This window comes from Corynebacterium silvaticum (genome assembly GCF_002162115.2).
GTDB classification, from domain to species: Bacteria; Actinomycetota; Actinomycetes; order Mycobacteriales; family Mycobacteriaceae; genus Corynebacterium; species Corynebacterium silvaticum.
The window spans coordinates 310,346-334,653 of record NZ_CP021417.2; the positions used below are offsets into that span (position 1 = coordinate 310,346).

General features: G+C 53.1%; 20 protein-coding genes, 1 tRNA gene and 2 pseudogenes. 8 read left to right on the forward strand and 15 right to left on the reverse strand.

What is annotated here, in order from left to right; all coding sequences use genetic code 11:
* Positions 1 to 17 precede the first annotated feature (17 nt).
* From CBE74_RS13840 to CBE74_RS13850, 3 genes are all read left to right on the forward strand, one after another.
* Entirely contained in the window at positions 18 to 1,220 is a 1,203-nt protein-coding gene (locus tag CBE74_RS13840) for a DNA polymerase III subunit delta' (RefSeq protein WP_134316146.1), read from the forward strand.
* Between the two features lie 60 nt (positions 1,221 to 1,280).
* Positions 1,281 to 2,243, forward strand: coding sequence for an SMI1/KNR4 family protein (locus tag CBE74_RS13845; protein WP_087453289.1), 963 nt, complete (start codon positions 1,281 to 1,283; stop codon positions 2,241 to 2,243).
* Positions 2,244 to 2,403: 160 nt separating this feature from the next.
* Positions 2,404 to 2,476, forward strand: a tRNA-Thr gene (locus tag CBE74_RS13850).
* Between the two features lie 240 nt (positions 2,477 to 2,716).
* Here the strand turns inward: CBE74_RS13850 and CBE74_RS13855 are convergent.
* The 6 genes and pseudogenes from CBE74_RS13855 to CBE74_RS13880 form a co-directional block, all read right to left on the reverse strand.
* Positions 2,717 to 3,172, reverse strand: a pseudogene (locus CBE74_RS13855) (tyrosine-type recombinase/integrase).
* A 786-nt stretch (positions 3,173 to 3,958) separates the two neighbouring features.
* Positions 3,959 to 4,771, reverse strand: a complete 813-nt coding sequence (locus CBE74_RS13860; protein ID WP_087453290.1) for a DUF3037 domain-containing protein — start codon at positions 4,769 to 4,771, stop codon at positions 3,959 to 3,961.
* 109 nt (positions 4,772 to 4,880) lie between these two features.
* Positions 4,881 to 5,498, reverse strand: a complete 618-nt coding sequence (locus CBE74_RS13865) for a HipA family kinase (protein ID WP_233426074.1) — start codon at positions 5,496 to 5,498, stop codon at positions 4,881 to 4,883.
* 167 nt (positions 5,499 to 5,665) lie between these two features.
* On the reverse strand, positions 5,666 to 6,097 hold the full coding sequence (locus tag CBE74_RS13870; RefSeq protein WP_225870234.1) for a hypothetical protein: 432 nt from the start codon (positions 6,095 to 6,097) through the stop codon (positions 5,666 to 5,668).
* A 190-nt stretch (positions 6,098 to 6,287) separates the two neighbouring features.
* Positions 6,288 to 6,686, reverse strand: a complete 399-nt coding sequence (locus tag CBE74_RS13875) for an ImmA/IrrE family metallo-endopeptidase (RefSeq protein WP_087453293.1) — start codon at positions 6,684 to 6,686, stop codon at positions 6,288 to 6,290.
* 188 nt (positions 6,687 to 6,874) lie between these two features.
* Entirely contained in the window at positions 6,875 to 7,204 is a 330-nt protein-coding gene (locus tag CBE74_RS13880) for a hypothetical protein (RefSeq protein ID WP_087453294.1), read from the reverse strand.
* 506 nt (positions 7,205 to 7,710) lie between these two features.
* On the opposite strand from CBE74_RS13880, the gene CBE74_RS13885 reads away from it, so the two are divergent.
* The gene (locus CBE74_RS13885) at positions 7,711 to 8,022 is read left to right on the forward strand and encodes a hypothetical protein (protein WP_087453295.1); all 312 of its coding nucleotides are present in this window, start codon (positions 7,711 to 7,713) and stop codon (positions 8,020 to 8,022) included.
* Between the two features lie 229 nt (positions 8,023 to 8,251).
* Here the strand turns inward: CBE74_RS13885 and CBE74_RS13890 are convergent, their stop codons facing one another.
* Together CBE74_RS13890 and CBE74_RS13895 are read right to left on the reverse strand one after the other, a co-directional pair.
* Positions 8,252 to 8,488 carry a hypothetical protein gene (locus CBE74_RS13890; protein ID WP_087453296.1) on the reverse strand — a complete coding sequence of 79 codons (237 nt, stop codon included), beginning with the start codon at positions 8,486 to 8,488 and terminating at the stop codon, positions 8,252 to 8,254.
* A gap of 125 nt (positions 8,489 to 8,613) precedes the next feature.
* Positions 8,614 to 10,260 carry an acyl-CoA synthetase gene (locus CBE74_RS13895; RefSeq protein WP_087453297.1) on the reverse strand — a complete coding sequence of 549 codons (1,647 nt, stop codon included), beginning with the start codon at positions 10,258 to 10,260 and terminating at the stop codon, positions 8,614 to 8,616.
* Positions 10,261 to 10,469: 209 nt separating this feature from the next.
* On the opposite strand from CBE74_RS13895, the gene CBE74_RS13900 reads away from it, so the two are divergent.
* Positions 10,470 to 11,279, forward strand: a complete 810-nt coding sequence (locus CBE74_RS13900; RefSeq protein WP_087453298.1) for a GDSL-type esterase/lipase family protein — start codon at positions 10,470 to 10,472, stop codon at positions 11,277 to 11,279.
* A 127-nt stretch (positions 11,280 to 11,406) separates the two neighbouring features.
* Here the strand turns inward: CBE74_RS13900 and rfbA are convergent, their stop codons facing one another.
* The 6 genes from rfbA to CBE74_RS13930 form a co-directional block, all read right to left on the reverse strand.
* Positions 11,407 to 12,276, reverse strand: a complete 870-nt coding sequence (gene rfbA / locus CBE74_RS13905) for a glucose-1-phosphate thymidylyltransferase RfbA (RefSeq protein ID WP_087453299.1) — start codon at positions 12,274 to 12,276, stop codon at positions 11,407 to 11,409.
* Positions 12,277 to 12,279: 3 nt separating this feature from the next.
* Positions 12,280 to 13,686 (reverse strand): dTDP-4-dehydrorhamnose reductase, encoded by a 1,407-nt coding sequence (gene rfbD, locus CBE74_RS13910; protein WP_087453300.1) that lies wholly within the window; start codon positions 13,684 to 13,686, stop codon positions 12,280 to 12,282.
* A gap of 3 nt (positions 13,687 to 13,689) precedes the next feature.
* Positions 13,690 to 14,694, reverse strand: a complete 1,005-nt coding sequence (rfbB, locus tag CBE74_RS13915) for a dTDP-glucose 4,6-dehydratase (protein ID WP_087453301.1) — start codon at positions 14,692 to 14,694, stop codon at positions 13,690 to 13,692.
* 23 nt (positions 14,695 to 14,717) lie between these two features.
* Positions 14,718 to 16,091 carry a M1 family metallopeptidase gene (locus tag CBE74_RS13920; RefSeq protein WP_087453302.1) on the reverse strand — a complete coding sequence of 458 codons (1,374 nt, stop codon included), beginning with the start codon at positions 16,089 to 16,091 and terminating at the stop codon, positions 14,718 to 14,720.
* The gene (locus CBE74_RS13925) at positions 16,084 to 18,165 is read right to left on the reverse strand and encodes a prolyl oligopeptidase family serine peptidase (RefSeq protein WP_087453303.1); all 2,082 of its coding nucleotides are present in this window, start codon (positions 18,163 to 18,165) and stop codon (positions 16,084 to 16,086) included. The genes CBE74_RS13920 and CBE74_RS13925 overlap by 8 nt, the downstream gene beginning before the upstream one ends.
* An 85-nt stretch (positions 18,166 to 18,250) precedes the next feature.
* Complete coding sequence (locus tag CBE74_RS13930; protein ID WP_087453304.1) at positions 18,251 to 19,330, reverse strand: alpha/beta hydrolase; 1,080 nt, start codon at positions 19,328 to 19,330, stop codon at positions 18,251 to 18,253.
* Between the two features lie 399 nt (positions 19,331 to 19,729).
* On the opposite strand from CBE74_RS13930, the gene CBE74_RS13935 reads away from it, so the two are divergent.
* A complete protein-coding gene (locus tag CBE74_RS13935; RefSeq protein ID WP_259484390.1) occupies positions 19,730 to 19,864 on the forward strand; it encodes a hypothetical protein in 135 nt (44 codons plus the stop codon).
* 291 nt (positions 19,865 to 20,155) lie between these two features.
* Entirely contained in the window at positions 20,156 to 21,565 is a 1,410-nt protein-coding gene (gene lpdA / locus CBE74_RS13940; protein ID WP_087453305.1) for a dihydrolipoyl dehydrogenase, read from the forward strand.
* A 70-nt stretch (positions 21,566 to 21,635) separates the two neighbouring features.
* Here lpdA and ramB read toward each other — a convergent pair.
* A pseudogene (gene ramB, locus CBE74_RS13945) lies at positions 21,636 to 23,064 on the reverse strand (acetate metabolism transcriptional regulator RamB).
* Between the two features lie 475 nt (positions 23,065 to 23,539).
* On the opposite strand from ramB, the gene CBE74_RS13950 reads away from it, so the two are divergent.
* Positions 23,540 to 24,298: a succinate dehydrogenase cytochrome b subunit gene (locus CBE74_RS13950; RefSeq protein ID WP_087453306.1), complete on the forward strand. Its 759-nt coding sequence runs from the start codon at positions 23,540 to 23,542 to the stop codon at positions 24,296 to 24,298.
* Positions 24,299 to 24,308 lie beyond the last annotated feature (10 nt).

Consider the following 24,308-nt stretch of genomic DNA (forward strand, 5'->3'; position numbering starts at 1 on the left):
CGATACTCTTGTTAGTGATGAGCACCAACGACATCTTCTCGCATATGGGCGTGAGCGAGCACATTGCACCAGCCCTCCGAGCTGCGGCGTATGCGGCGCGAACGCATGAGGACAGCAGCGCAATGACCCACGCGTGGCTGTTCACAGGCCCCCCTGGGTCGGGGCGTTCAGTGGCTGCAGTAGCCTTCGCGGCGGCACTGGAATGCGAGGACCCCCATGTGGCCGGTTGCGGCCGGTGCCCTCAGTGTCGTTCGGTGATTGCTAATGCGCATGCTGACGTAGTCCACATCGTTCCCCGTGAGCTATCTATCTCCGTTGAGACGATGCGCGCGGAAGTCGTCGAACCAGCCGCAAAGCGCCCGACGGTAGGGCGATGGCGTGTGGTGATACTGGATAATGCAGACAGGCTTACCGACGGAGCCGCCAACGCCCTACTTAAAACGGTAGAAGAGCCCCCCGTGCACACCGTGATTATGCTGTGCGCCCCCTCGACGGATCCCACAGACATTATCCCGACGCTGCTGTCTAGAAGTCGCCACGTGTATGTACCGCAGCCCACCACGGAACAAGTGGTGGCGGTGCTTACTCGCGACGGCTCAATCACAGAACAAGACGCGCAGCTGGCAGCGGCCTCCTCTGGCGGGCACATCGGACGGGCACGGTGGCTGGCCCGCGATGTTGAGGCACAGCGCCGTCGCGCAAGCATACTGAACATGGCTGAACTTGTTTTTCATGGTGACCAGGCATTCCAAGCAGTGACCGGAATCGTGAAAACCGTGACAAAACAAGTGGAGGAACAATTATCACAAGAAAACGACGCAGAGCTGGATAAGCTACGTAACTCACTGGGAATGGGAGCCCGTGGCAAAGGCGTGCATAAGGCTTTGCGGGGGTATGAGGCTTCTGTGCGTGAACTAGAGGAACGGCAGAAAAAGCGGAGGACGCGAGCAATTCGCGATAGCCTGGATCTGTCCCTTGTCGACCTAGCAGGGCTATACCGTGACGCCATCATGGTTAGCTCGCGCGCAGACGTAGCTCGGACGCATCCAGATATGGTCGGCCTGGCAGAGGAATTAGCGCAACAGGTAAGCACTGAAGGGCTGGTTGCCTGCGTCGACGCGATAAATCTATGCAGGGAGCACATTAACCACAACGTTCGCCCAGAAGTAGCTTTCGATGCAATGATCGGACGCATTCGTCTGGCCTGCGGAGCCCGCTAAGTAGAGGGGCTTGAGGGTAGGCACTGGGGAGTAAAACGTTAGCAACCTAAGGACACAACAATGGCTAAGCTCACACGGATTTTTGCCCAAAAAGGAAAACGTGCCAGTGCAAAGCGGCTATCAGAAATCGAAGCAGCTCTTGGCAAGACGTTACCCGAGGACTACAAACAGTTACTCCAGAAAACTGGAGTTGGCACGTTAAAAACTGATTGCAGCTTCATTACTGGTATCACCCTGGCCTCCGGAGAAGAACTAGACATTGGTGTGGAAACTATCTATGGCAATGGGGCAACTCGCAATGGAACGAATATTGATTTAGTTGACTATGCGATGTTCCTTATGCAGGAGTGGGAAATATCAGACGAAGTCCTGCTCTTAGCAGATACTAAGGATGGTATGCATCAGTGCTTTGTCATCAATTATGGTGTGGAAGGTTTTCCTGTAGGGGCTATTCTTCATTGTGATACTGATCCAGATGGACAAATGACTCTTGTCGCAGATTCTGTGACTGATTTTCTGGAAAAGCTTGGTCCTGACCCGTATGAAAGTAGTACTGATAGCTCTGATCAGTACGGTATGGGGATTAAAGGTATTCAGCATGGGGCATTGTCAGAAACCTTGCAGCATGCAATCCGTGCTACGCCGACTCCTGATATTGAACGATTCCTACGCAAAGCAGCAGAGCCGGTTGCCAACGATATGAACCCCGCAATCTTGTATAACTCTGTGGAGGGGAGGCGCTTTTTTGATGTCTTGTACTGGATAGCGCAGCATGTTCAGCCGCAGCCGGATTCTGTGACGTATGTCAATGTAAATAGGAATGAACAGGAGATCTTTCTGGGGAATCTTCTTAGTGGGTCGTTTAAAATGCCTACGCAAAAGTACGGTTTTATTTACACCCCTGCAGCTGTTGAAGCGTGGTGGAATATTCGAGTTGCGGAGGGTGTGCTGAATCCGACGGAAAAGGGGTACGTTTTGGAGGAGGGCTATATTGAGAATGTTTTAGAGGAATTGCGTGGTTAGAAACGATATGATCTGTGCCCCTTGCAATGCCTGGGGGCGCGGATCATTGGTTAGGTTGGCAATGTAAAGCGATTTTGTGGCACCTACGCACCTCGTTTTAAAGTTTTGACCGCTATGTTGTAAGCTTATCCGCGGACATGACGCTGTTGCGTTAAGCCCAGCCGCCTTAGCTCAGTCGGTAGAGCGCTTCACTCGTAATGAAAAGGTCGCGAGTTCGATTCTCGCAGGCGGCTCAATAAAACCCCAGCTAGAAGATAGTTTCTAGCTGGGGTTTTGCTTGTAAGTCTTCAATAGCGTGTTGCGTATTGTTGCAGGTGATTGCTTCTCGTCCTGAACAAAACCCGAACAGATTAAACGGCCCGAAGCCCACGCTCACTACGTCTACGCTCTCTCTGCCAGCCTTTCCCGTTCACGCTGCATATGGGTGCTCATCGCGCCGGGCACATAGCCAAGACCAGTTTCCCAGAGGTGAGCTAAACATCTAAGGTCATTGCTGCGCTAGCGTGTCCCAACATTAGCTGGACGGTTTTCACATCAGCGTCAGCGGCGATGGCAAGGGAAGCCGCTGTATGTCTAAGCTCGTATGTCTTTAATTTCGAGATATGTGCATTGTTGCAAACGGTATGCTAACGTCGCCGCCATTTTGTCGAGGTCCATACATGACCTATTTCGTCAGCGAGCAGCCAGTCGTTGGGGTCCTTATTCTCGGCAGCGTCTTCAAGGTCAAAGAGAAGATCACCACCAATGGGTACATCTCGATGGTTCCTGGTCTTGGTTTCATCTGGGCACCCAAGATCATCGACATCTCGACGGATATATAGGCGACCGCGTAGTAGATCGAAGTCCTTTACTTTGAGGAGGCCTTTTGATTCCCCCGGACGAAGCCCTGTGGAAAACAAAACGTTAATCATGAGCGAGACTTCGGGCATAGCACGTGCAGCTGCTAGAAGACAGTCTATCTCACGGACCGTGAGATAACGATGCTCTGCTTTGCCTTGGTGGGGTATGTCATTAGACCGGATCTTGTTTTTCCAATAATTTCTAAATCTTCTGCTTGATCAAGGAGAGCTCTAATAACGATGCCGATTTTGCGCTGCGATCCTGATCCAATGATACGAGGTTCTTTATCTTTGCCACTTTACGTTGTGACAATTGGGATCCACGCCGCGACTTTAACTCGTTCAATTTTCCAACAAGGGACGCTGCCAAAACGGATTTGATGTGCTTCCAGGCTGTCTCATAGCCAGCTTTCGTGCTGGATGCGCGTCCCTCTTTTGATGCTATCCATACATCTCACATATCTTCCAGAGTGATCTCGAGTTTATCTTTAGTGATCCAGGTGCCGTCAGCTTGTCCGACTTCTGCGCGGGCAGCATGGAGCTCCGCTGCGTCTTTGTTATAAAAAGATCTGGTTGTTTCATCGCCATTTTCAACCCAGACGGCTTGCCAGCGTTTCCCCTTGCCTCATCGTGCTGATCGCACCTTTTTAATACGTGAGGTTTGATCTGGGTTTTTCTTCATCCAGAGATCACGGACGTATGCCATGAGGTACACTTCTTCCTTGTCAGGGCGGACTCGTCTCATATAGAGAAGAGTTCACCTGAGTTGGCTCCCTTTCACGTCCTCCGCCAAGATGACCGTGGAAGGGAATTGTTTTACTTTTCGGAAATTCCGAACAAACCCCCCGTTCGATAGAACTGGGGCGATTTACGAGGTTATGCAATTCTCCTGTGTAAGAAGTCGGCATGGGACTCGATGTCGGCTTCTTTGCGTTGCGTAAGTACACGGAATTGTTCTTTGTTCTTGTTCTGGGGGCTATTCCGAAGGACTGCAACAACATCGACATTCTCGTTGATGCTCACGGCTTCTTCATTGAATAGCAGATGGCCTCCTTTTTCCCTTAAACGAGCAACTTTGAGTTCCCAGGCTTCGGCACGCTCGAAGGATTGCTGATCAGTGATATTGAAGGCTTGGTTAAGCTCGTAAACTTCTTCGTTATTGAGGACAGCAACGTTGAGACCAAAGGAATAAGCAGAGGTTTCTACGCGTGGATCAATTTTTGTGATTTCCGACAGTACCGGGTCATTGGTGTATGCGGTTCGGATCCTTTTCCTGATTTGTGAAACCGTGGTGCGGCTTTCTCGGACAGGTTCGACTCCAATGAACACTTCGAACGCTAATTCCGTAGCATGGTCGAGATTATCAGCGGCTATAACTCGGGCTCGATCGACTCGTATGAGGTTATTCCAGTGCTGGTTGAGCAAGGAAAGACGGTTCGGCAGGTGAAATGATTCACTGATTTCCAACGAGGGCTGTGCAACGACGTGATCTTCCACTTCCTGCATGAGGACCTTTAGTGAACGCTCGATGGCTCCTACGTTGTCGTGAGCGTTGAAAACAGATTTCACATTACAGAAGTGAGTTTTGAATCGTGCAGTGAGCGGATCGTAGACGATTACGCCGACACCAATTGAGGTCACGCTCAAAGGGCGGGGAACTACGCGGATAGTCCAGACATCAAAGCGCATGTCATCTCCTTCCTGCTACCTGTTTATGAGAATTCAGTATGTCACGGGCATAGTCTATTCTTCCGATAGTGTAGTTAACGAGTGTAGCTATTTCAGCACGAGTGACCTCTCACTCCTCGGGTAGTTTTCCGCAGATTTCATCAATAAGAGAATTATCTAGTTTATCGATTGCCGCGATAGCCTTGTCCCAAGATTCTGCTGGTATGCGCGCTGTAAGTCGTGGAACCTGAATACGACCAGCTAGTTGCTCTACGGGGCTTAGCTGCCAAGGGAACGGAAGAGAATCGAACCAAAAGCCATGGTCGATAGACCAGATCTCGTAGTCATTATTAGTCTCGTAGAGAAACTGAAGATCCTCCTGAACATTGCACAGCGCCCATAGCGCAATGAGCTTAGGAATCTCATTGTGATTGCTGTCATCGAGAACATGATGAATAGCCGCCGGCTCAGTCTCAAGAACCGCCCCTTCGAGATCAAGGGAACCGAACAATGGCGTGCCATCTAGAGAATACCTGCGAGTACTATCTCCAACACGGTATCCAACAAACGTATCCGGAACATGGATTCCCGCCCATTCACGAACACACGCACCAATACGTTTGCCAATCTCACTAGCAACGACCTCATTGATCGTTGATTCCCGCCCATGATCATTAATAAGCCGCTTGCACCAGTAAACATTTCCGTCACTTGCACGAGCTGGAAAGCCTTGTCCCAGTATCCGCAATTTCCCCAGGCACCTGCAAATAAATAGGCACTTCTTTTCGGGAGCGGTGCTGTTCCATAGAAATAATGTTGCTGTTCATGACTTTTGTCCTTGTCTTCGGGACTGTGAGGGCAAACCCTTTACTTGTTGTGCTTGGCGGCTCGTAGGCGGAGGGTTTTGCATGGTTTTTACATAAGTATGATTACTAAGAGAACAACACCTGCAATAACTAGTAGCAGTGTGAGATTGCTCGAATGAGATTTCTTTCCACTTTGTGCATACGATTCCTCCCACTCCCGTCGTCTGCGGGCGGATTCTTCGGCCTTTTCTTGTTCTGTAAGCGCGACAGGTTTTACGTGGTTGAACTTCGCGGATGGAGTTTTTAAGGTGCTATCTCCTGTATGTCCATAGGCGGGCGGTACGGTATAGGAATGCGATTTGGTGACTAGCCCAGATTCCGTAGTTAATGCCTTATCGCCGCTAAGAAGATAGACGGAAATATCAAAGTAATTACCGTTTTTGTGTAGTTTGCCTTTAACGCGAGCCATCATGCCGGATGCGGTGATCCTGGCAATAATTGGCCAATAGGTTGAGGTCCGTTCCCGTGGGATGTACCCCACGACGTTGCCGCGGCTTCTAATACTGATTGCATGATCGTCGTATGGGGGTTGTCTGGCTCAGGAACGAGCTCAAAATACTGAACTCCAGATGGCAACCTTCGAAGCGTATCTTTATAAGCAAACACGCCTACAGCTGCAACGGTGGGGCGTTGCGACGAAAGTAAGTCGTAATACTTCAACATGCTCTCCTTTAAGCGGGTGAAAGGCAACTCTCGGGTTGGATTCGCCCTTGTTGGTAGAGGCGTTTCCAAACATCAAGAATCCGAGGGGTCACTCCTAGCTCATATGCTATTGCCCCTAAGCAGCCGTTATGTGCGCTTTCGGCGAGCCGGTAATTATCGGGGGTGATGAGGATTTGAGCGGCGAATTGGTCAGCTCGCCGCTCAAGCCTTGGGTCTCCGTGCTGCGCGTCGCCATACCAAGCATATCCAAGCTGAGCAAGTGTGGAGCGGTGGCTCCATGTGCAAGGACCGGAACGGATAAGGATTATTTTCCGGTGGTGGAGATACATGCCATCGATGCCTGAGGGAAGGTCATGAGTGTCGAGAATGCTCACACCAAGGCTTTCGATGAATGCTTCGAGGTCCAATTTTCGCGTCTCCTAAGGCGAATCAGGTTCAACTAATTCTTCCGATGCGGGGTGCGCTGCTTTACGGAGTTAGTGGGCTTCGCGGATTGCCGCGGCTGCTTCATCATCGCTAATGGTTCTGACACACGGGGGTGAATCAGGGGAGGAACTATGGGTGTTGGCTTTTCTACGAGCTGCGAGCTCGTTGCCTATCGAGTGGGAAAGGTTTCTTCCCATGCTGCTTCTTCACTATTGATACGCATTGCAAGTTCATGGATTAGCTCTTGGTCTGTGAGTCTCGCTGCGAGTTCATCATCTTTTCCTCGTACCTCGGCATCTGTCAGATACCCAACACGAAGGAGGGCATCAACAGGATTTTTGCCGTATCCACGGGCTATGGCGATCACATTGCCTTCTGACAGGATACCTTTGGCGAGCTGACGATTCAGAGTGCTAGTTGTTATGCGGGCTTTCTCTGCTGCGGCCTTCTCCGTGTCCGTTCCAACTATTGAACGGTACCAATCAGTGTGATTCCTCATATATCCCATTATGCACAACGTGTTACTCGTGTGCAGTATGCGAAAGGTTTTCAACGTGCAATTTTATTATATTTCGCAAAATGAGTTGTGCATTATGCGCTGTATGTGCTTAATGGGATAAGAATGCAAAATGCACACGGAGGTTAAGTATGGAATACCGAATCAGGCCAAAAGTGCTTGATCTGATCCGAGAAAAATTTGACTCAGCTCAGACGAGGCAAGCGCAGTAAAAGCAGGATTTTCCCTCGGCACCATCGGTAGAATGCGTCGAGGCCACGACGTGAAACTTGGTACTGCCATAAAACTGATGGATCTAGCAGGCATAACAAATATTCATGAAGCCACCATAAAACTACCCTCAGCTACCTAAGCGCGCCGGGGAGACAAAGGAAACAGTAAACATGAGCACAAGAATTCAGGAAGCAGAGAAAATCTTGAAGAGCTTGTGAATCTACAAGGAGACAGAGATCTTCATTTCCCGCGAGGATCTAAGGAGATTCACGGACGTGGAAAAGCGCTTGGACAAACTCGCCGTGCAGTTTAGGGAAGCAGCGAAGAAGTTGAAAGACGCGAGGGAAGTGACCCCGGTGAATCTCTCCACCCTCACGTCTGAGGAACTGGCAGCGTGCAAAGGCATGTGGGTGCGCTGGAAATATGCAGGCGATACCTGTGAAGGCGTTCTTTTGGATGTCGGGAGACGTGTGTCAATGGTCTGTCACCCTGCTGGTGGAGGAATCACTTTATTATGCAATGAAAAGGTCGCGAGTTCGATTCTCGCAGGAGGTTCAATAAAACCCCAGCTAGAAGATAGTTTCTAGCTGGGGTTTCTTGCTGTGTATGTGCATAGCCCTGTTGGTTATCACCGGTAAAACACAGAAAGCTACCGCAGTTCGTCCTGAACAAAACCCGAACATCTAGCTCACGCGATAGCGGGGCTAACTCAAAAATGTCGTTTTTGAGAACGGTAGCGGGTGTCTCAGATACAAAACCGCAGGAGAGATTTTTTAGCGTTCTCAAAAACGACAAAAGCGATCGTTAGTCGAAGATTTAGTTGTCCCGTCGGCGGTTAACCCCGCAGATCGCCACCCAGATTCCGGTGGCGGCGACGGCAATGAAGCTAAGCCCGATGAGATGCTCTGAGAAGTGGCCATTTTTGAATGCAAAGATGCACACCAGGATAAGAGCGATCCAGGAAATGGCATGAAGAACACCGGCCACTATGGATGCAGTGGAATATGTCTTTTTGTTGTGCGGCAAGGAACGTTGCGAGCGGGACGAGGGCATGAGGAAAACTTTACTAGAACAGGGTGTTTCCTATGCATAAAGGGTTGGGCTTCTCGACGTACGCCGCACACTAGTGCTCAGCCGCGTACAGCGAAAAGCTGTGACAGCCGAGCACTGTGCTCTTTTTAGGGCTTGAGCATGCGGGGGATTACTTTGCCCGTGGCATTGCGTGGGAGGGAGTCCACAAAGTGGACGTCGCGAGGGATGGAGTGTTCTGCGAGGTTGTTTTTTACCCAGTCACGAATCGAGTCTTCGCTAAGGGCGGAGCCTTCGGGAGAATCTTCGCGAACGATCCATACGGCAATGCGCTCAAACATGTCGTCGTCTTCCACGCCGCTCGCATAGAGATCGGCAATGCCTGGCATGGGTTCGAGGACTTCTTCGACGGAGCGAGGATAGACATTTTCTCCTCCGACGATGATCATGTCGTCGGCACGCCCGAGCACAAAGAGGTAGTTGTTCTCATCGATGTAACCGCGGTCGCCGATTTGGATGAGGTCTCCGACGCGGGGGATGGGGATGGTGGGGTCGGTGTATCCGGTGAGTGACATGTTGTTGTGGCAGAAGATGCGACCGGGAACCCCGGGGCCTACGGGGTTGTCATTGTCATCGAGGATGACCAGCTGGGTGCCTTTGCAGATTTTTCCGGCCACAGCAGGATTCTTTGCGATCTCTTCCATGCTTGCGATAGCGGCAGCAGAGATCTCGGTGCTGCCGTAGAGATTGCACAGGATTTTGCCAAAGCGCTCGTGGACGGCGTCGACAAGCCATGGAGAGAGCGAGTGGCCGGAGGAGAAAATGAATTTGAGGCTAGAGCAGTCGTAGTTTTCTTGGCCTTCGACCGCAAAGAATTGTTTAAGGAAGATGGGGGAGGAAATCATCCCGTCGATCTGATGCTTTTGGACGTCGGCAAGCGCCTCTTGGGGATTGAATACGCGGCGGGTGATAACCGTGCAACGCAGCGCGAATGCAATGTTGAGGCAGGCCCATCCCCATGTGTGGAAGATGGAACCGGTGAGCTGAATTGTCATGTTCGCGCGCCATGGAACTTGAGCGAGCACGCTTTCGAGCACCGTGGGGGCCGTGAGCTCTTTGCGCATGACACCTTTAGGAATTCCTGTGGTGCCGGAGGACATAAGCACGATGCTGCCGTGTTTGGGGAAGATGGGCAAAGAAACGCCCGCGGTTTCCCATGGCTTTTTTACAATATCGTCCAGGGTGATCAGGTCTGCGGTGCGTTGGGCGGGGGTTTCTTCGCGGTATCCGACAATGACGTGTAGACCGGTGAGATCGGCGGGGAGGCGGTCGACGAATTCCTCGTCGATAACCAGGACGTTGATACCATCGCGTTTGATGCATCCGGCTAGCTGCTCGGGGGAAGACCCGATGTTGAGGAGGTAGATCGACGCCCCCACGTAGCCTTTAGCCGTAAGCGGATAAATGGACGCTCGGCCGTTGCGCGCCATGACGCCGATCCTGAGGTCGTCGAGGCCGAGGGACGCGAAGTGTCGGGCGAGGGTAAGCGAATCGTTGCGTAGCTGGGTGAAGGTCAGGGTGCCGTCGTCGTCGATAAGCGCTATGCGGTGCGGACAAATGCGGTATGCCTGTTCAACTTCGCGCGCAGTCGTAAATCTATAACGGGCAAGAAGCTGTGGAATGGAGAAGAGAGCGGAGGGATTGCCCTCTACGCTGAGAATCCCTGAAGAGATAAGCGTTGGGGCAAGCTGAACCATTGCTTTGAGCGTGGAAGGAACTCCAAGTCGTGCTTTCATTGTAAGGAAACTCCTTGTAGAAGAGCAGATTGTAATAAAAAAGGTTTATTTACCGATGGTCAAAAGAGAACGTTGGTTTAGTTATGGATTCTGAAGATCTATTAATGAATATCGTTAAGAACTACCAAAACGTTAGCCACATCAGTAGCATCTGTAACTTAATACCTGAATATTTGCCTTAGCAAAACTAAGTCTCTGTTAGGAAGAATATGCTTCGTAAACTCGTTACCGCACTTACCTCAGCGGCGATTCTGGCTTCCCTCACCGCGGCTCCTCAAGCACTCGCAGCTGAGCGCAACATGGTTGTCCTCGGAGACTCCATTATCGCGGACTCCCCGGCGACGCAGTTGCTAGCAGATCGTTTCACCTCATCGAGGAACTGTCGACGTTCCCCCGACAGCTACGCCGAACAAGCCGGGCGTCGCTTGGGGCTTCCTGTACGCAATTTCTCATGTCCCGGTGTTCAGTCTGTTTCCACGGGTTCCTTTGCCGGTGGGCCTTTCAACGTAGAAGTAGATTCAGCGCTTAACAGCGGCGCTTTGAATGCTGCTACCGCACGAGTGGTGATCACTCATGGATTCAACGACACCTACTTCAACGGAAGCGAATCCGAGGGAACAACGCGTGAGCGTTTTGTCGCGGCTATGCGCCCGCAAATTGATCGCATCCGCGCAGCCGCCCCACATGCGCGTATCCAGATTGTCGGTTATCCGACCATGGTTATTGGTAGTCGTATCTGCCCTCTGCACATTATTCCTAATATCACCCTTCCAGTGCCGGCTGGGGCAATGGAGCGCTGGGAGAATCTCGCACAGGGGATGAACATAGATCTTGCTCGCGCAACCGGCGTGGAATTCCTAGATCTCAAACCGCATACCCGCAACAATGGGATGTGCGCACCTGATGCAGACCGCTACTTCTCCGGTGTTATTGATTTCACCACTGGCAAAGGCAACATGCCGCTTCATATCAACGCCCGAGGTCATGAGCGTATCAGCGAGATCCTCGCCAACAGCTAGACCCGAAACAGTTTCCTTAAGAGATTAAAAGCACGGAGGTGCTCTCCGCGACAATGTGGGGAGCACCTCCGTGCTTTATGTGTTTTATGGGTTGTGACCAGCGGGGATACTCAACCCCCGCTGTCGGTCACCAGCCTTCGCCTAAGGCACGCAGCAGATACCTGCCGTAGCCAGGCTTCAGTTGGGAGTGGCCCAACGCGCGTAGCTGGGAATCGTTGATAAAACCTGCTCGCCACGCGGCAACCTCGGGGGAACCGATGATGGAGCCGGTGCGTTTTTGTAGGACCTCAACATAGGAAGAGGCCTCACTCATAGAGTCGATTGTGCCGGTATCCAGCCACACACTTCCGCGTTTTAGTTTGTGGACACGCAGCCTATCTTGCTCCAGGTAGGCGCTGTTCAGCGCAGTGATTTCTAGTTCGCCGCGCTCGCTGGGGATAAGGTTTTCTGCGATTGTGGCAGCGTCGTGAGGATAAAAATAGAGGCCGACTATGGCAAAGTTGGATGTCGGGTGGGCTGGTTTTTCTTCGATCGCGGTGGCCATTCCGCGAGCATCAAAGTTAACCACGCCGTAGCGTTGCGGATCGGAGACCTCGTAGGCAAAAACGGTGGCTTTACCTGGGGTGTAGCAACGTTGAAGCGAGGCGTCGAGGTCGCTGCCGTCAAAGATATTATCGCCGAGGACGAGCGCCACGTCGTCGTTGCCAATGAAGTCACGGCCGATCACTAATGCTTGCGCAAGTCCATCGGGGGATGGCTGCACCGCGTAAGACAAGGAAATACCCCATTGCTCGCCAGTGCCTAGGAGACGCTGAAAGGCTTGCTGGTCTTCAGGGGTGGTGATCACCAAGATTTCAGAGATACCCGCCTGGATGAGCGTGGTCAGCGGATAGTAGACCATGGGCTTGTCATAGATCGGCATAAGCTGCTTGGAAATGCCGAGCGTTATGGGGTGCAGCCGGGTTCCCGACCCGCCCGCCAAGATGATTCCCTTCACAGCCTAGATCTCCTTTGCATCCGATGTGGCGCAGTACTGTGAGCAGTAGCGCGCGTAGTAGTGAGCGAGCACATCTTGCCAATCACGTGGGGAAAACCCGAGCTTAGTGATTTTACTCAAGTCCAAGGCTGAGTACTGGGGGCGCGGGGCGGCGGTTACCGTGTCCGCAAAATATTCGGCTGTACTGAGCGGCTGCACGTCGGAAGCAGAACGACCCGCCAGCTCAAACACCCGCTGCGCCACCTGCGCCCAAGAAACAACCTCACCAGAATTGCTCAGGTTATACACCCCATAGGGCGCGTGATTATCGAGCAAGAACTGAATACCCGCAGCTAAATCATCGGTGAAGGTGAGTCGGCCTAGCTGATCGTCCACCACCTGCGGAGAAACCCCACGTGCAGCAAGGGAAGCCATCGTGGACACAAAGTTTTTCCCTTCTCCCACTACCCAGCTGGTGCGCACTACGTAATGCTGTGGGGCAACGCTTACCGCAGTATCGCCTGCGGCTTTTGACTGGCCATAAACGCTCAGTGGGCTGAAGGGTTCGTGCTCGTCGTGGATAGGGCAGGTGCCATCGAAGACGTAGTCGCTGGATATATGCACCAACGTGATCCCATAACGAGCCGCAATTGCAGCAAGGCGTGCGGGTGCTTCCGCGTTTGTACGCCACGCGGCGGCCGAATCAGTTTCGGCGGTATCGACGGCTGTATAGGCGGCGGCGTTGATGATCACGCTGTAGTCCGCCCAACGACGCGCCTCTGTGATGTCTGAGGTGATGTCTAACTCGGCGCGAGAACAGACCTCGGCATGGGGAAAAACCTTTTTTAAGGCTTGTCCAAGTTGTCCGTTCCCGCCGGTAATAAGCATTTTCTTGGGAGGGACGGGTGTAGCTTCGGTCAGCGGAGGGTGCGCCATGTCTTTGTCAGAGAGCGTTGCGTGATCGAGGGGGATCGGCCAAGAAATATTCAATGCGGGATCAGCGAGATTCACAAAAGAATAGTGAGCATCTGGCGACCAGTGGTCGTTGACCAAATAGGTATATGCAGTGGATTCAAGGGCTTGGAACCCGTTGGCAACCCCTCGCGGAACAAAGACAGCTATCTCGGGAGTAATAGTCAAGGTAAACGTGGCGCCAAATGTCGCGGAACCTTCGCGTAAGTCACACCAGGCCCCAAAGACCGAACCAGTTGCTACGGAGACGTATTTATCCCAAGGCTCTGCGTGCAGCCCTCGGGTTACGCCGACTTCCGCGTTGAAAGAAATATTGTTTTGTACTGGTCGGAAACCGGAGAATCCTAAGTCTGCGAGTTTGGACTCTTGCCAATTTTCTTTGAACCAGCCGCGGGAGTCCTCATGCAGATCGAGATGGATGACCATCATGCCCTGAATAGAGCAGGTTTCTATCTTCATCGTCTACTGTCCCCGCTTGGCGTAGTTGTTTTCTACTGTCTCTTTGAGCGGTCGCCACCAGTGCTCGTTGTCGCGATACCACTGAATCGTATGAGCCAATCCCTCGCGCATACCGGTCGCAGTGTCCGTGAAGCGGGGCTGCCAGCCCAGTTCTGTGCGCAGCTTGGTGGAATCCATGGCATAGCGCATGTCATGGCCGGGGCGGTCGGCGACGTGTTCATAAGAATCTGCGCCCATGAGCTCGCAGATCAATTCGATGACGTGCTTATTATTCACATGATCGTTGTCAGCGCCGATGATATAGGTTTCTCCGATGCGTCCGCGGTCGAGAATCGCATGGATAGCATCGTTGTGGTCATCTACGTGGATCCAGTCCCGCACTTGTTCCCCGGTTCCGTAGAGCTTGGGTGGAATCCCACTCAGGATATTGGTGATCTGCCGCGGGATGAACTTTTCGATGTGCTGATACGGGCCGTAGTTGTTTGAGCAATTAGACAACGTGGCGGAGATGTTAAAAGACCGCACCCATGCCCGAACCAGGTGGTCAGAACCGGCCTTGGTCGCGGAATAAGGGGAGGAAGGATTGTAGGGGGTGTGCTCGGTGAAGCGGTTTGGGTCGTCAAGCTCAAGATCACCGAAGACCTCATCGGTGGAAACGTGATGAAAGTGCACGTGGTGGCGTCGAGTAGCTTCCAACAGCGTGAACGTGCCCACTACGTTGGTGTGAATAAACGGAGAAGGGTCTTCAAGGGAGTTGTCGTTGTGGGACTCCGCCGCAAAATGCACCACGACATCTGTGTCGCGCATAAGCTTATCGACGAGCGTCGCATCGCAAATATCGCCCTCAACCAGCTCCGCGTCGCAGCCGTCGAGGTTGGCGCTATTCCCCGCGTAGGTGAGCTTGTCGAGCACCCTCACGCGATAATCGTCGCGGGTTTCAAGGGTGCAGCGAACAAAATTAGAACCGATAAAGCCGACGCCGCCGGTAACAAGCAAATTCTTTCTCACGGAATCACACCTTACGGGGCGTTTTATGGGTTGGGGAACTTTGGCAGTTCCGTCCGATAGAGCCAGTTGGTCCAGAGCTCTTCACAGCGCTGTGGGTTGGAGGCTTCCTTGAGGACTTCGCGGCGCAGGTCATGCGGCTCTACCACCGAATGGCGGCCTGCCGCGACATAGCGTTGGACGGTGCGGAAGAAGGCGGCGTCGCCAAGCTCACAGCGCAGGGCATGGACGGTGAGAGCTCCGCGCTTATAAATGCGGTCGTCAAACATCTCCTTTGGACCGGGATCTGCAAGAAGTACATCCTGAGGCAGTGCGGCGAGCTGATCATAATGGAAGCACGCAGACTCGTGAGCACGTGGCCCACGGCCGGAATACTCAAACCACAGCCATTCCGCATAACACGCAAAACCCTCGTTCAACCAGATATCGTTCCACTGAGCAAGACCAAGAGAATTGCCAAACCATTGATGCGAGAGCTCATGGGCGACGAGGCGTTCCCACTGGTTGTGGCCGCGCGCATGGTTTGCTCCGAAGATAGACAACCCCTGCGCCTCCAACGGAATCTCCAACTCATCTTCCGTGATCACTACTGAATAGGAATCAAAGGGATAACGGCCAAAAAGCTCACTGAATATGGCGAGCATCTTTTCCTGCTGCGCAAAATCATGACGGAAGCCGGAGACCATATGGGAGGGAACAAAACCCTTAACCGGCACCGTGGTGAGCGGAGGGCTCTGATTGAGAGATTCTTCCCGATATTGGCCGACCTGGATGGTGGATAAATACGTGGCAAGTGGATGCTCAGAGCGATAATGCCAGGTAGTGCGGGCTCCGCTTGTGTTTTTACTTATGAGTCCGCCGTTGGCGATGACAGAATAATCGGAATCGCAGGTGAACGTGATGTCAAAGACTGCTTTCTCATCAGGGGTGTCGTCGCAAGGCAACCAGGAACGCGAACCGCACGGCTGGCTAGCCACAAGTGAGCCATTGCTGAGTTCCTCCCAGCCGATGAGACCCCACAAAGTACGGATAGGATGCGGGTTTCCGGAGTAACGCACGCTGAGCGCGAACTCCGCATCCACGGGGATCGGCTCAGTAAAAGAGACACGCAGCTTATTGCCCGACTGCCGGAATCGCTTCACATCCGTGTGCACGCCGCCAGCTACCGTGATATTCACTGACGTGGCCCGGAGGCTGTCGGCGAAGTCAAGAGTCAGATGCGAAAGCGGCAGGTAGTTGTCCATGTATAAGGTCGCCTCTGCCGCCAGCCGATTGGGGCCCACCGCATAATCCATGATGAGTTCATAGCAACGGACGTGGAATCCAAGGTTAAAATCCACTCCGGTATAAGAATCCCGAGTCCCCGGGACAGGCGTAGAACGCAATCGTGGCCTAGACATGATGAGAACCTCCCTCAGTGGAGATTGTGCAGCCATCAGATGCAGTGGCTGCACGGTTCTGCAACCACGTGAAAATCAGGGCTTCCATGAACGCAACTTGGCCGTTATCGGCAGCTCCCGCGTGCCCACCCTCAACGTTTCCGTAGTAATCAACCGGCTGTCCACAATCGGCGAGCGCGGCGGCGAATAACCGGGCGTGTGCGGGGTGGACGCGATCGTCTCTCGTGGAAGTGGTAACCAGCGTTGGCGGATAGGAAACTTCCGAATGCTCGCGGATGTTGTGCAGCGGGGAGTAACTCGCCAAGACTTCGCGTTCTTGGGGATCCGAGGGGTCGCCATATTCAGCAATCCACGATGCCCCGGCAGACCATTCGTGGTACCGCAACATGTCAGGCAGTGGGACCTGGACAACGGCACCTTGAATCAGTTCAGGATAAGAAGTGAGAGCTACAGACGTGAGCAAACCACCATTGGAGCCACCCCGCACGAAGACGGAGGAGGCATACCCGCGGGAGACGACGTCGTTAAGCACAGCCTGATGATCTTGGTAGATAAGAGGTCTGTTCTTCCTGATAACGCTTTCGTGCCACGTGGGACCGAACTCGCCACCACCACGCAGATTAGGCTGAACATAAAAGTTGCCTTGCTCCAGCCAACCCAAACCCCGCGTGGCTGAATAGCCAGGAACCAACGAGACCTCAAATCCACCATAACCGCCTACCAGCGTGGGACGAGGACCACGGGAGAAATCGCCGACGATAAAATACGGGATCTTTGTCCCATCTGCAGAGGTGGCCCAGTGTTGGCGAGTTTCCATACCGTGTGCGTCGAAAAGCGCCGGGGCATGCCGGACTTCACCAGGAATAAGAGACTCGCTCACGTTGACGCGGAATAACGTATCGGGCTGCGTGAAAGAGGAAGCACCCAACCACGCCTCGTCGCTATCATCACAGGTAGAAACGACTCGTGCGGTGGTGAGGGGCGGCAACTGAATGTCCGCGTGCTCGGACTCTAGAGAATCGAGCCTTAACACCTCTAACGTGGAGCTAACGTTATCCAGTACCGTCAAGATAATCCGGGTCTTGGTAAAAGAAATATCCTGGATACTCGTCGTAGGGGTAGGAGTGAACACCGTATGGAAGTCTCGGCTCCCATCTAAGAAACGCTGAAAATCAATGGCACCGACCCCGCCAGCGGGCACCCCAGCATAATCTTCTCGTGGAAAGACAAACATCCATTGCCGATGAAACGTGAGCTCGCAGTCCTCGGGCACCTCTACTATTTGCAACGCGTTGTCGCGTTCGATAAAGGTGCGCGAACGGTAGAAATCCAGGGATCGGCGGACAAATTTTCGTTCAAAACCGGGCGTAGAATCTGCCCACGCTGAAACTGCCAGATCGCTGGTCTTACCAGCAAAAAATTCTTGGGCAGAGTGTATGGGAGTGCCGCGCTGCCACACATAGGCTCGCGCCGGGTATCCAGAATCAGTCAGCGTTTCTGGGCCTAGATCTGTCCCTATAAGGAGAGTATCTCTATCCACCCAACTGACGAGTGTCTTGGCCTCTGAAATATAAAAGGGGTCATCGGTGACAAAGGAGTTAGCGCATAAATCGAACTCGCGAATTTCTACGGCATCAGCGCCACCTCGGGACAGCTGGATAAGCGCTCGGTCAAAGTGATGGGGGCGAACATGGGCGCCCTTCCACACCCAGCTTTCCTTTTCCTCATGTGCAAGCTTGTCCACGTCTACCAGGATGTGCCATTCGTCTGCTCCTGAGAGAAACGCGTCTAGCGTAGTTCTACGCCAAAGGCCCCTGGGGTGATCTGCGTCTTGCCAGAAGTTATAGAGGTATTCACCACGACGAATCACATAAGGAATTTTGGTGTCGACGTTCAGCGCAGTGCGCATCCTCTGCTGGAGAACGGAAAAATCAAGTGCCGATTCCGTGGAGTCAGACCAGCGTTTGGCCCAGTCAAGTGCTTCCGGGGCGTCGATGGTTTCAAGCAACGCAGCATCAAAGGGCAGATCAGCTAATTCACGGTGCTCTGGCCGTGGGGAAGATGTAGTAGTCATTGCCTCTGAGATTACTCATTAAAGGGACCGCCCGCCGGCGGAAGATCGCTGGCGGGCGGTGTAACTGGGAAAGAAGAGCTCAGGTTTACTTGTTAAAAGCGCGCTCGAATGTCGGCCAAGAAGCGCGGAGGTCATCCTGCCAGTAGCTCCAGGAGTGGGTGCCTGTGTTGCGCATGTTGAAGTCGGCTGGGATGTTCAAGGACTTCAAGCGGACCTTGAGGTCGTTGGTGCACATGTTGGTTCCAGCTTCGATGAGGCCACCCTCTACCACTACCGCGGTAAGACCAGTGGAAGCGATTGCCGGGTCCAGGCCAGCGTAACGAGGGTTAGCCAAGGTGTCGTGGCCACCTGCAATGCCGCTGGCGTTGGATACGTAGATCTCCGTGCCGCGGAGGTCCTCAGCCATGACAACTGCGTCGTTGTAGCGGTTGTAGTCAGAACCCATGGGGCCCCACATCTGCTCAGGGGTTGCCTGGCCGCGCTGCAGCGTCAGGCGCAGGAACTGATAAGCCATAGGAGTGGAGGTGGCTGCGCAGCCAGAGAAAGAACTTACTGCGTCGTAGAAGCCCTTTGCATGCGCGGCGAGGAGCAGCGAGCTGGTGGCGGACATGGACATGCCGACGATAGCGCGCTTGTTGTTTGCCTTAAGCATGGACTCCATCGGTCCTGGAAGCTCCTTGGTAAGGAAGGTCTCCCACTTTTGCTTGCCGCCTAGGGCAGCGTTCTCTGATACCCAGTCGGTGTAGTAGGAGAATTTACCTGCCATAGGAACGACAACGTTGACGTCCTTCTCCTTGTAGAAGTTCATCGCGTCGGTCTGCATGACCCAGTTAGCGCGGCCTTCTCCACCGTCGCCACCGTTAAGGAGATAAACAGTTGGGCGGTTGGGGCTCGAAGCTTTGAGGACCACCATCGGGATGTTGCGATTCATGGATGGGGAGTGCGCCCATGCCTCAACCACACGATCGTTGTCGAGCTTCTCGCGCCATACCGGGCTAATGTCCGGCGTTGCACCAAAGTGCACGTCTGCTAGAGCGGTGCCGTTGCTGATCTGTGCGGGAGTCTTTTCAGCTGCGCCGGCAGTAGGTGCGACAGCTGTGCCGAGAAGGCTAACAGTAGCTGCAGTAGCAACCGAGAAGGCCGCGATCGACCGAAGGAACTTCATACTGCTTTTTCTTCCTTGTTTTCTATCCAGTTAGTGGGCAAATGGAAGGACATGCTTTTCGACGCTCGCCATTGCCCGAAAGCCTGCTGGCGTCAACATTTACATCGTTTTCTTCACGTAGAACGTTAACAGGTTCCTATGGTGTGGGGTAGTAGCCAGCCCCAAATAAAACCAGTTTTTTGCGCAAAAATGCGTGACGCTCACAACATTTTGTGAGATTTTTCTAAGCGTTGAGCAAGGTTTCATTATATGTCATATTAGTCAGAAGGTTGCTCTAGGTAGGGCTGCTTCATGTTATTTTGAATCATTCGAAGGCGACGGAAACGGGCGTTTAGGCTTACACTCTGATTGTCACTTTTGTTCTTCCAGACTTTTTCAAGCGAAAAGGATGTAACTTTTATGGAAAAGATCGCTGCTTTTTTCAGCAATCCACTCGGCTCTATCCAGGCCTTTATCAATGAGGCTGTCGGCGCCACTGTTCAGGCAGGCTCTGCGGGTTTGAGCAACTTCTGGCACCTGATCGGGCTGCTTTAATAAAAAACTCACGCGTAATCACGTGCAATAACGCAAGCCGGGAACTGTGTGGCAACGTCCGGGGCTTGCGTTATTTTCTGTCTGTGAGGCAGTTGCTTTTGCTTGCTCAACTCTTGTGCGGATGGGGTAACGCGGGGGAGGCGAAAGCTTGAAGGCTCACATTTTTGGGTAGGGGAATCGGGTCATTGTGGCCGGGTAAATGTGGTTTTTTTATTCGCTGGAGTGAGTTCAATTGGGCAAAGGTGAGCTACTACACGACATTTTGGATAGAGACACGTATTCTAGAGACTTGTGACTGAACATTATGACGTTGTAGTACTCGGCGCTGGCCCCGGTGGCTATGTCGCCGCCATCCGTGCAGCCCAGCTCGGCAAGAAAGTCGCCGTGGTTGAAAAGCAGTACTGGGGAGGTGTCTGCCTCAACGTTGGATGTATCCCGTCCAAAGCTTTGCTCAAGAACGCTGAGGTCGCGCACATCTTTAACCATGAGGCAAAGACCTTTGGCATCTCCGGTGATGTTTCTTTTGACTTCGGTGTCGCGCACAAGCGTTCCCGCAAGGTTTCTTCGGGAATCGTCAAGGGCGTTCACTATTTGATGAAGAAGAACAAGATCACTGAGATCGACGGACTCGGTAGCTTCAAAGACACTAAAACGATTGAAATCTCCGAGGGCAAAGACGCAGGAAAGACCGTTACATTTGACGACTGCATCATTGCGACAGGATCCGTCGTTCGTTCTCTGCCAGGCGTAGAGATCGGTGGCAACATTGTTTCCTTTGAGGAGCAGATCCTCAAGGAAGAAGCACCTAAATCCATGGTCATCGTTGGTGCAGGCGCCATCGGTATGGAATTTGCGTACGTTCTTGCCAACTACGGTGTAGAGATCACCATCGTAGAATTCATGGATCGCGTGCTTCCTAACGAGGACGCAGATGTTTCCAAGGAGATCGCTAAGCAGTACAAGAAGCTTGGCGTGAAGCTCCTCACCGGCCACAAGACTACTGCCATCCGTGATAACGGCAATGGTGTAGAGGTGGACGTGGAGTCCAAGGATGGATCCAAGTCGGAGACCATCAAGGCGGAGCGCGTCATGGTATCCATCGGTTTTGCACCACGCGTGGAGGGCTATGGCCTGGAGAACACCGGCGTAAAGCTTACCGACCGTGGCGCTATTCAAATCGACGATTTCATGCGTACAAACGTTGACCACATCTACGCTATCGGCGATGTAACCGCGAAACTTCAGCTGGCGCATGTCGCTGAGGCACAAGGCGTTGTGGCAGCCGAGACCATCGCTGGTGCGGAGACCCAAGAGCTGGGCGACTACATGATGATGCCTCGCGCTACCTTCTGCAACCCGCAGGTAGCTTCCTTCGGATACACCGAGGAGCAGGCCAAGGAGAAGTTCGCGGGCCGCGAGATCAAGTCCGCCACGTTCCCATTCTCTGCTAACGGCAAGGCACAGGGCCTCGGCGAGTCCGCTGGCTTTGTCAAGATCATCGCAGATGCTGAGTTCGGGGAACTCCTCGGTGCTCACATGGTGGGTGCAAACGTCTCTGAGCTGCTGCCAGAACTCACGTTGGCTCAGCGCTTTGACCTGACGGCTGAGGAAATCGGACGCAACGTTCACACTCACCCGACCCTGTCTGAAGCAATGAAGGAAGCTGCAGAAGGCATCATGGGACACATGATTAACCTGTAAAGCTAGTGGCTTATCACCCCAGGTTCGCGGAAAACGATCTGCGACCTGGGGTTTAGCTATGGAATCTGTATCAGTATGGCGCCACGGAGGACGTGTGGGCGTCGATAGCGATGAGTTTATTGACCGCGGGGAATGCTCGTTGTGCACAGTCCTCGCGAGTGCATACGCGACAACCTGCCCCGATAGGGACGGCGTTGGCAAAGGTTTTTACGTCGAGACCATGGGCATAGACTGTTCGTGCTGCGTGGCGTGCCTCGCACCCCAAGCCGATGGAAAACATTTTTCCAGTCTCCCCAAAACGTCCCTGGTGATGCCGCACTGTTCGGGCGACCCAGAGATAGTTGCGCCCGTCGGGCATTTGCGCCAATTGCCGCATGATGGTGCCGGGACTGGTGAAGGTCTCGTAGACATTCCACAGCGGGCAGGTGCCACCAGCATGAGTGAAGTGGAATCCTGTGGCCGACTGTCGTTTGGAAATATTGCCGGCGCGATCGACGCGGACATAAGGTGAAGGGGATGCCTCGCAGGTTGGGGCGCTGCAATGTTGAGAGCCTGTGACATACCGTTTCATACCCCACCCCAAACATCTGGCATAAGTACTCGATGTCATAGCCGGAGCGCTCTGCTTCGGAATGAAATAGCCGGTAGGGCAGCATGACGGCAGCCGCAAAATAAGAAGCGATGCCACGCCGTGCTAGGGTGCGCGCCTCCACGGACGTGAAGTAGGCATCGGCGAGGAGGGCGTCGATACGCTCGTTGGCCTCCAAAAAAGCGAGCTCTGTGGCGAGTCTGAAAGCGCGTTGACCAGTGATAAGACGGGTGGACAAGGTGAGAACCCTGGTCTGCGTGTCAAAGTGGTGCAAGGTACTGCCGATGTCTATCCCGGCTTTAATGGTGACCCCGTGCCGCGATTCCAATCGGTCTATAAGAGATGCTTCGTTGGCGCGGATGTTGAAAGTGGTGATACCTAACTCGGCGGAGATGGCCTCGGCGGAATGGTCGAGATCGTCGAGATAATTTTGGCGTGCATAGAAGAAGTCGCGAACTTCATCGTGCGGCATGGATAGGGCTTCCGAGATCGCTTGAGTCTCGCCGAGACTGTTGACCAGGCGGACATCTGTGGCTGCCGAGAGCTTGTCGCGGACATTGCGGTAACGACGATGCATCTCCACGACGGCGCGAGCTATATCGGGATGATGATCTACCAGGTCAGAGAGTTCCTGTAGGTCAATGTCTTCAGGGCAGAGTTCTTTGTCCAGCATGACGTCGTGGACTTCTGCTAGGAGTCGCGAGTCGTCATCTTTAGAAAAGAATGTGGAGTCGACGCCAAAGACTTCGGTGATTCGGTGGAGCACGGGAAGAGTAAGTGGCCTGACGTCGTGCTCGATTTGATTGACATAGCTTGCCGAAAGTTCAAGCGTGCCGGCTAAATTAGCCTGGCTGAGGCCACGCTCTTTACGCAGCTGCCGCAGCCGCGAACCAACGTATGTCTTGCTCATGGACTTCAAGGATACGTGAGCAAGTTCACCGGGGAGGTGTATTTGTTGGTTTTTGATACCAGCAGACACTTGCGTTTACGCGGGTAACAAATTGTGGGTTCTATGCTTATGTTTAAATTTGCGGAATTTCAATGGTCGTAATGTGGCACTGGCCTTGCTAAATGAGTACTGGAGGGGTGCTCTCATGGTTGATAAAAGTACGCATTTCGGATGACGCCGAATAGGTGTGGGGGTGTGTTGATAAAAAGTTAAAAAACCAATGCGATATATCTCATAGGTGTCGCCTTGCGCTCGGGTGAAAGGGCCGGTAGAGGTGCCCTTTTGAAAGTCTCAAGCGGTGATATTTTAAGTCAGGCTATCCTAAATTGCGGGTAGGTGGGTATTTTTATGCTGTGTGAGGGGGGTCACCATAGGTTGTGGTAAGTGGTTTATCCATGGCGGTGGGTCGTAAAGTTAATACGACACTGGAGGTGCCATGACTGTAAATAACATCGACCGTGACGCAATCGCGCACGGCAAAATCACTGAAAAGCCGCTACGTGAGCGGCCAAAGTACCCGACCTGGGCACTGAAGCTCACTATGGCCGTCACTGGCCTGATCTTCTGCTTCTTTGTGGTCTTCCACATGGTCGGAAACCTTAAGGTTTTCTTGCCGTTCTATGAGGACGGTACGCATCCGATCGACGTCTATGGCGAGTGGTTGCGCAACCTTCTTTACCCGCTCTTCCCGCACGGTGCATTCCTGTGGCTGTTCCGCATCACGCTGCTTCTCTGCATCGTCTTGCACATCTACGGCGCTTTTGCACTCATCGGCCGTTCGAGCCGTTCACGCGGTAAGTTCCGTCGCACCAACCTCATGGGGGGCATGAATTCCTTCACCACCCGCACGATGTTGGTAACCGGCATCATTTTGCTTGCCTTCATCGTCTTCCACATCTTGGACCTGACTGTTGGTGCCACACCAGCCGCCTCCGAGGTGTTCGAGCACGGTCAGATTTACGCCAACATGGTGGCAAGCTTTAGCCGTTGGCCCGTCACCATCTTCTACATCATTGCGATGCTGACACTCTTCATGCATCTGTCGCACGGCATTTGGCTTGCCGCAAGCGATTTGGGCATCACCGGTAAGCGCTGGCGTGCAATCATTCTCTTCCTCGCTTACCTCGTTCCCGCAATCGTAATGATTGGCAACATCGCAATTCCGCTGTCTATCGCATGCGGCTGGATCAGCTAGGACGAAAAGG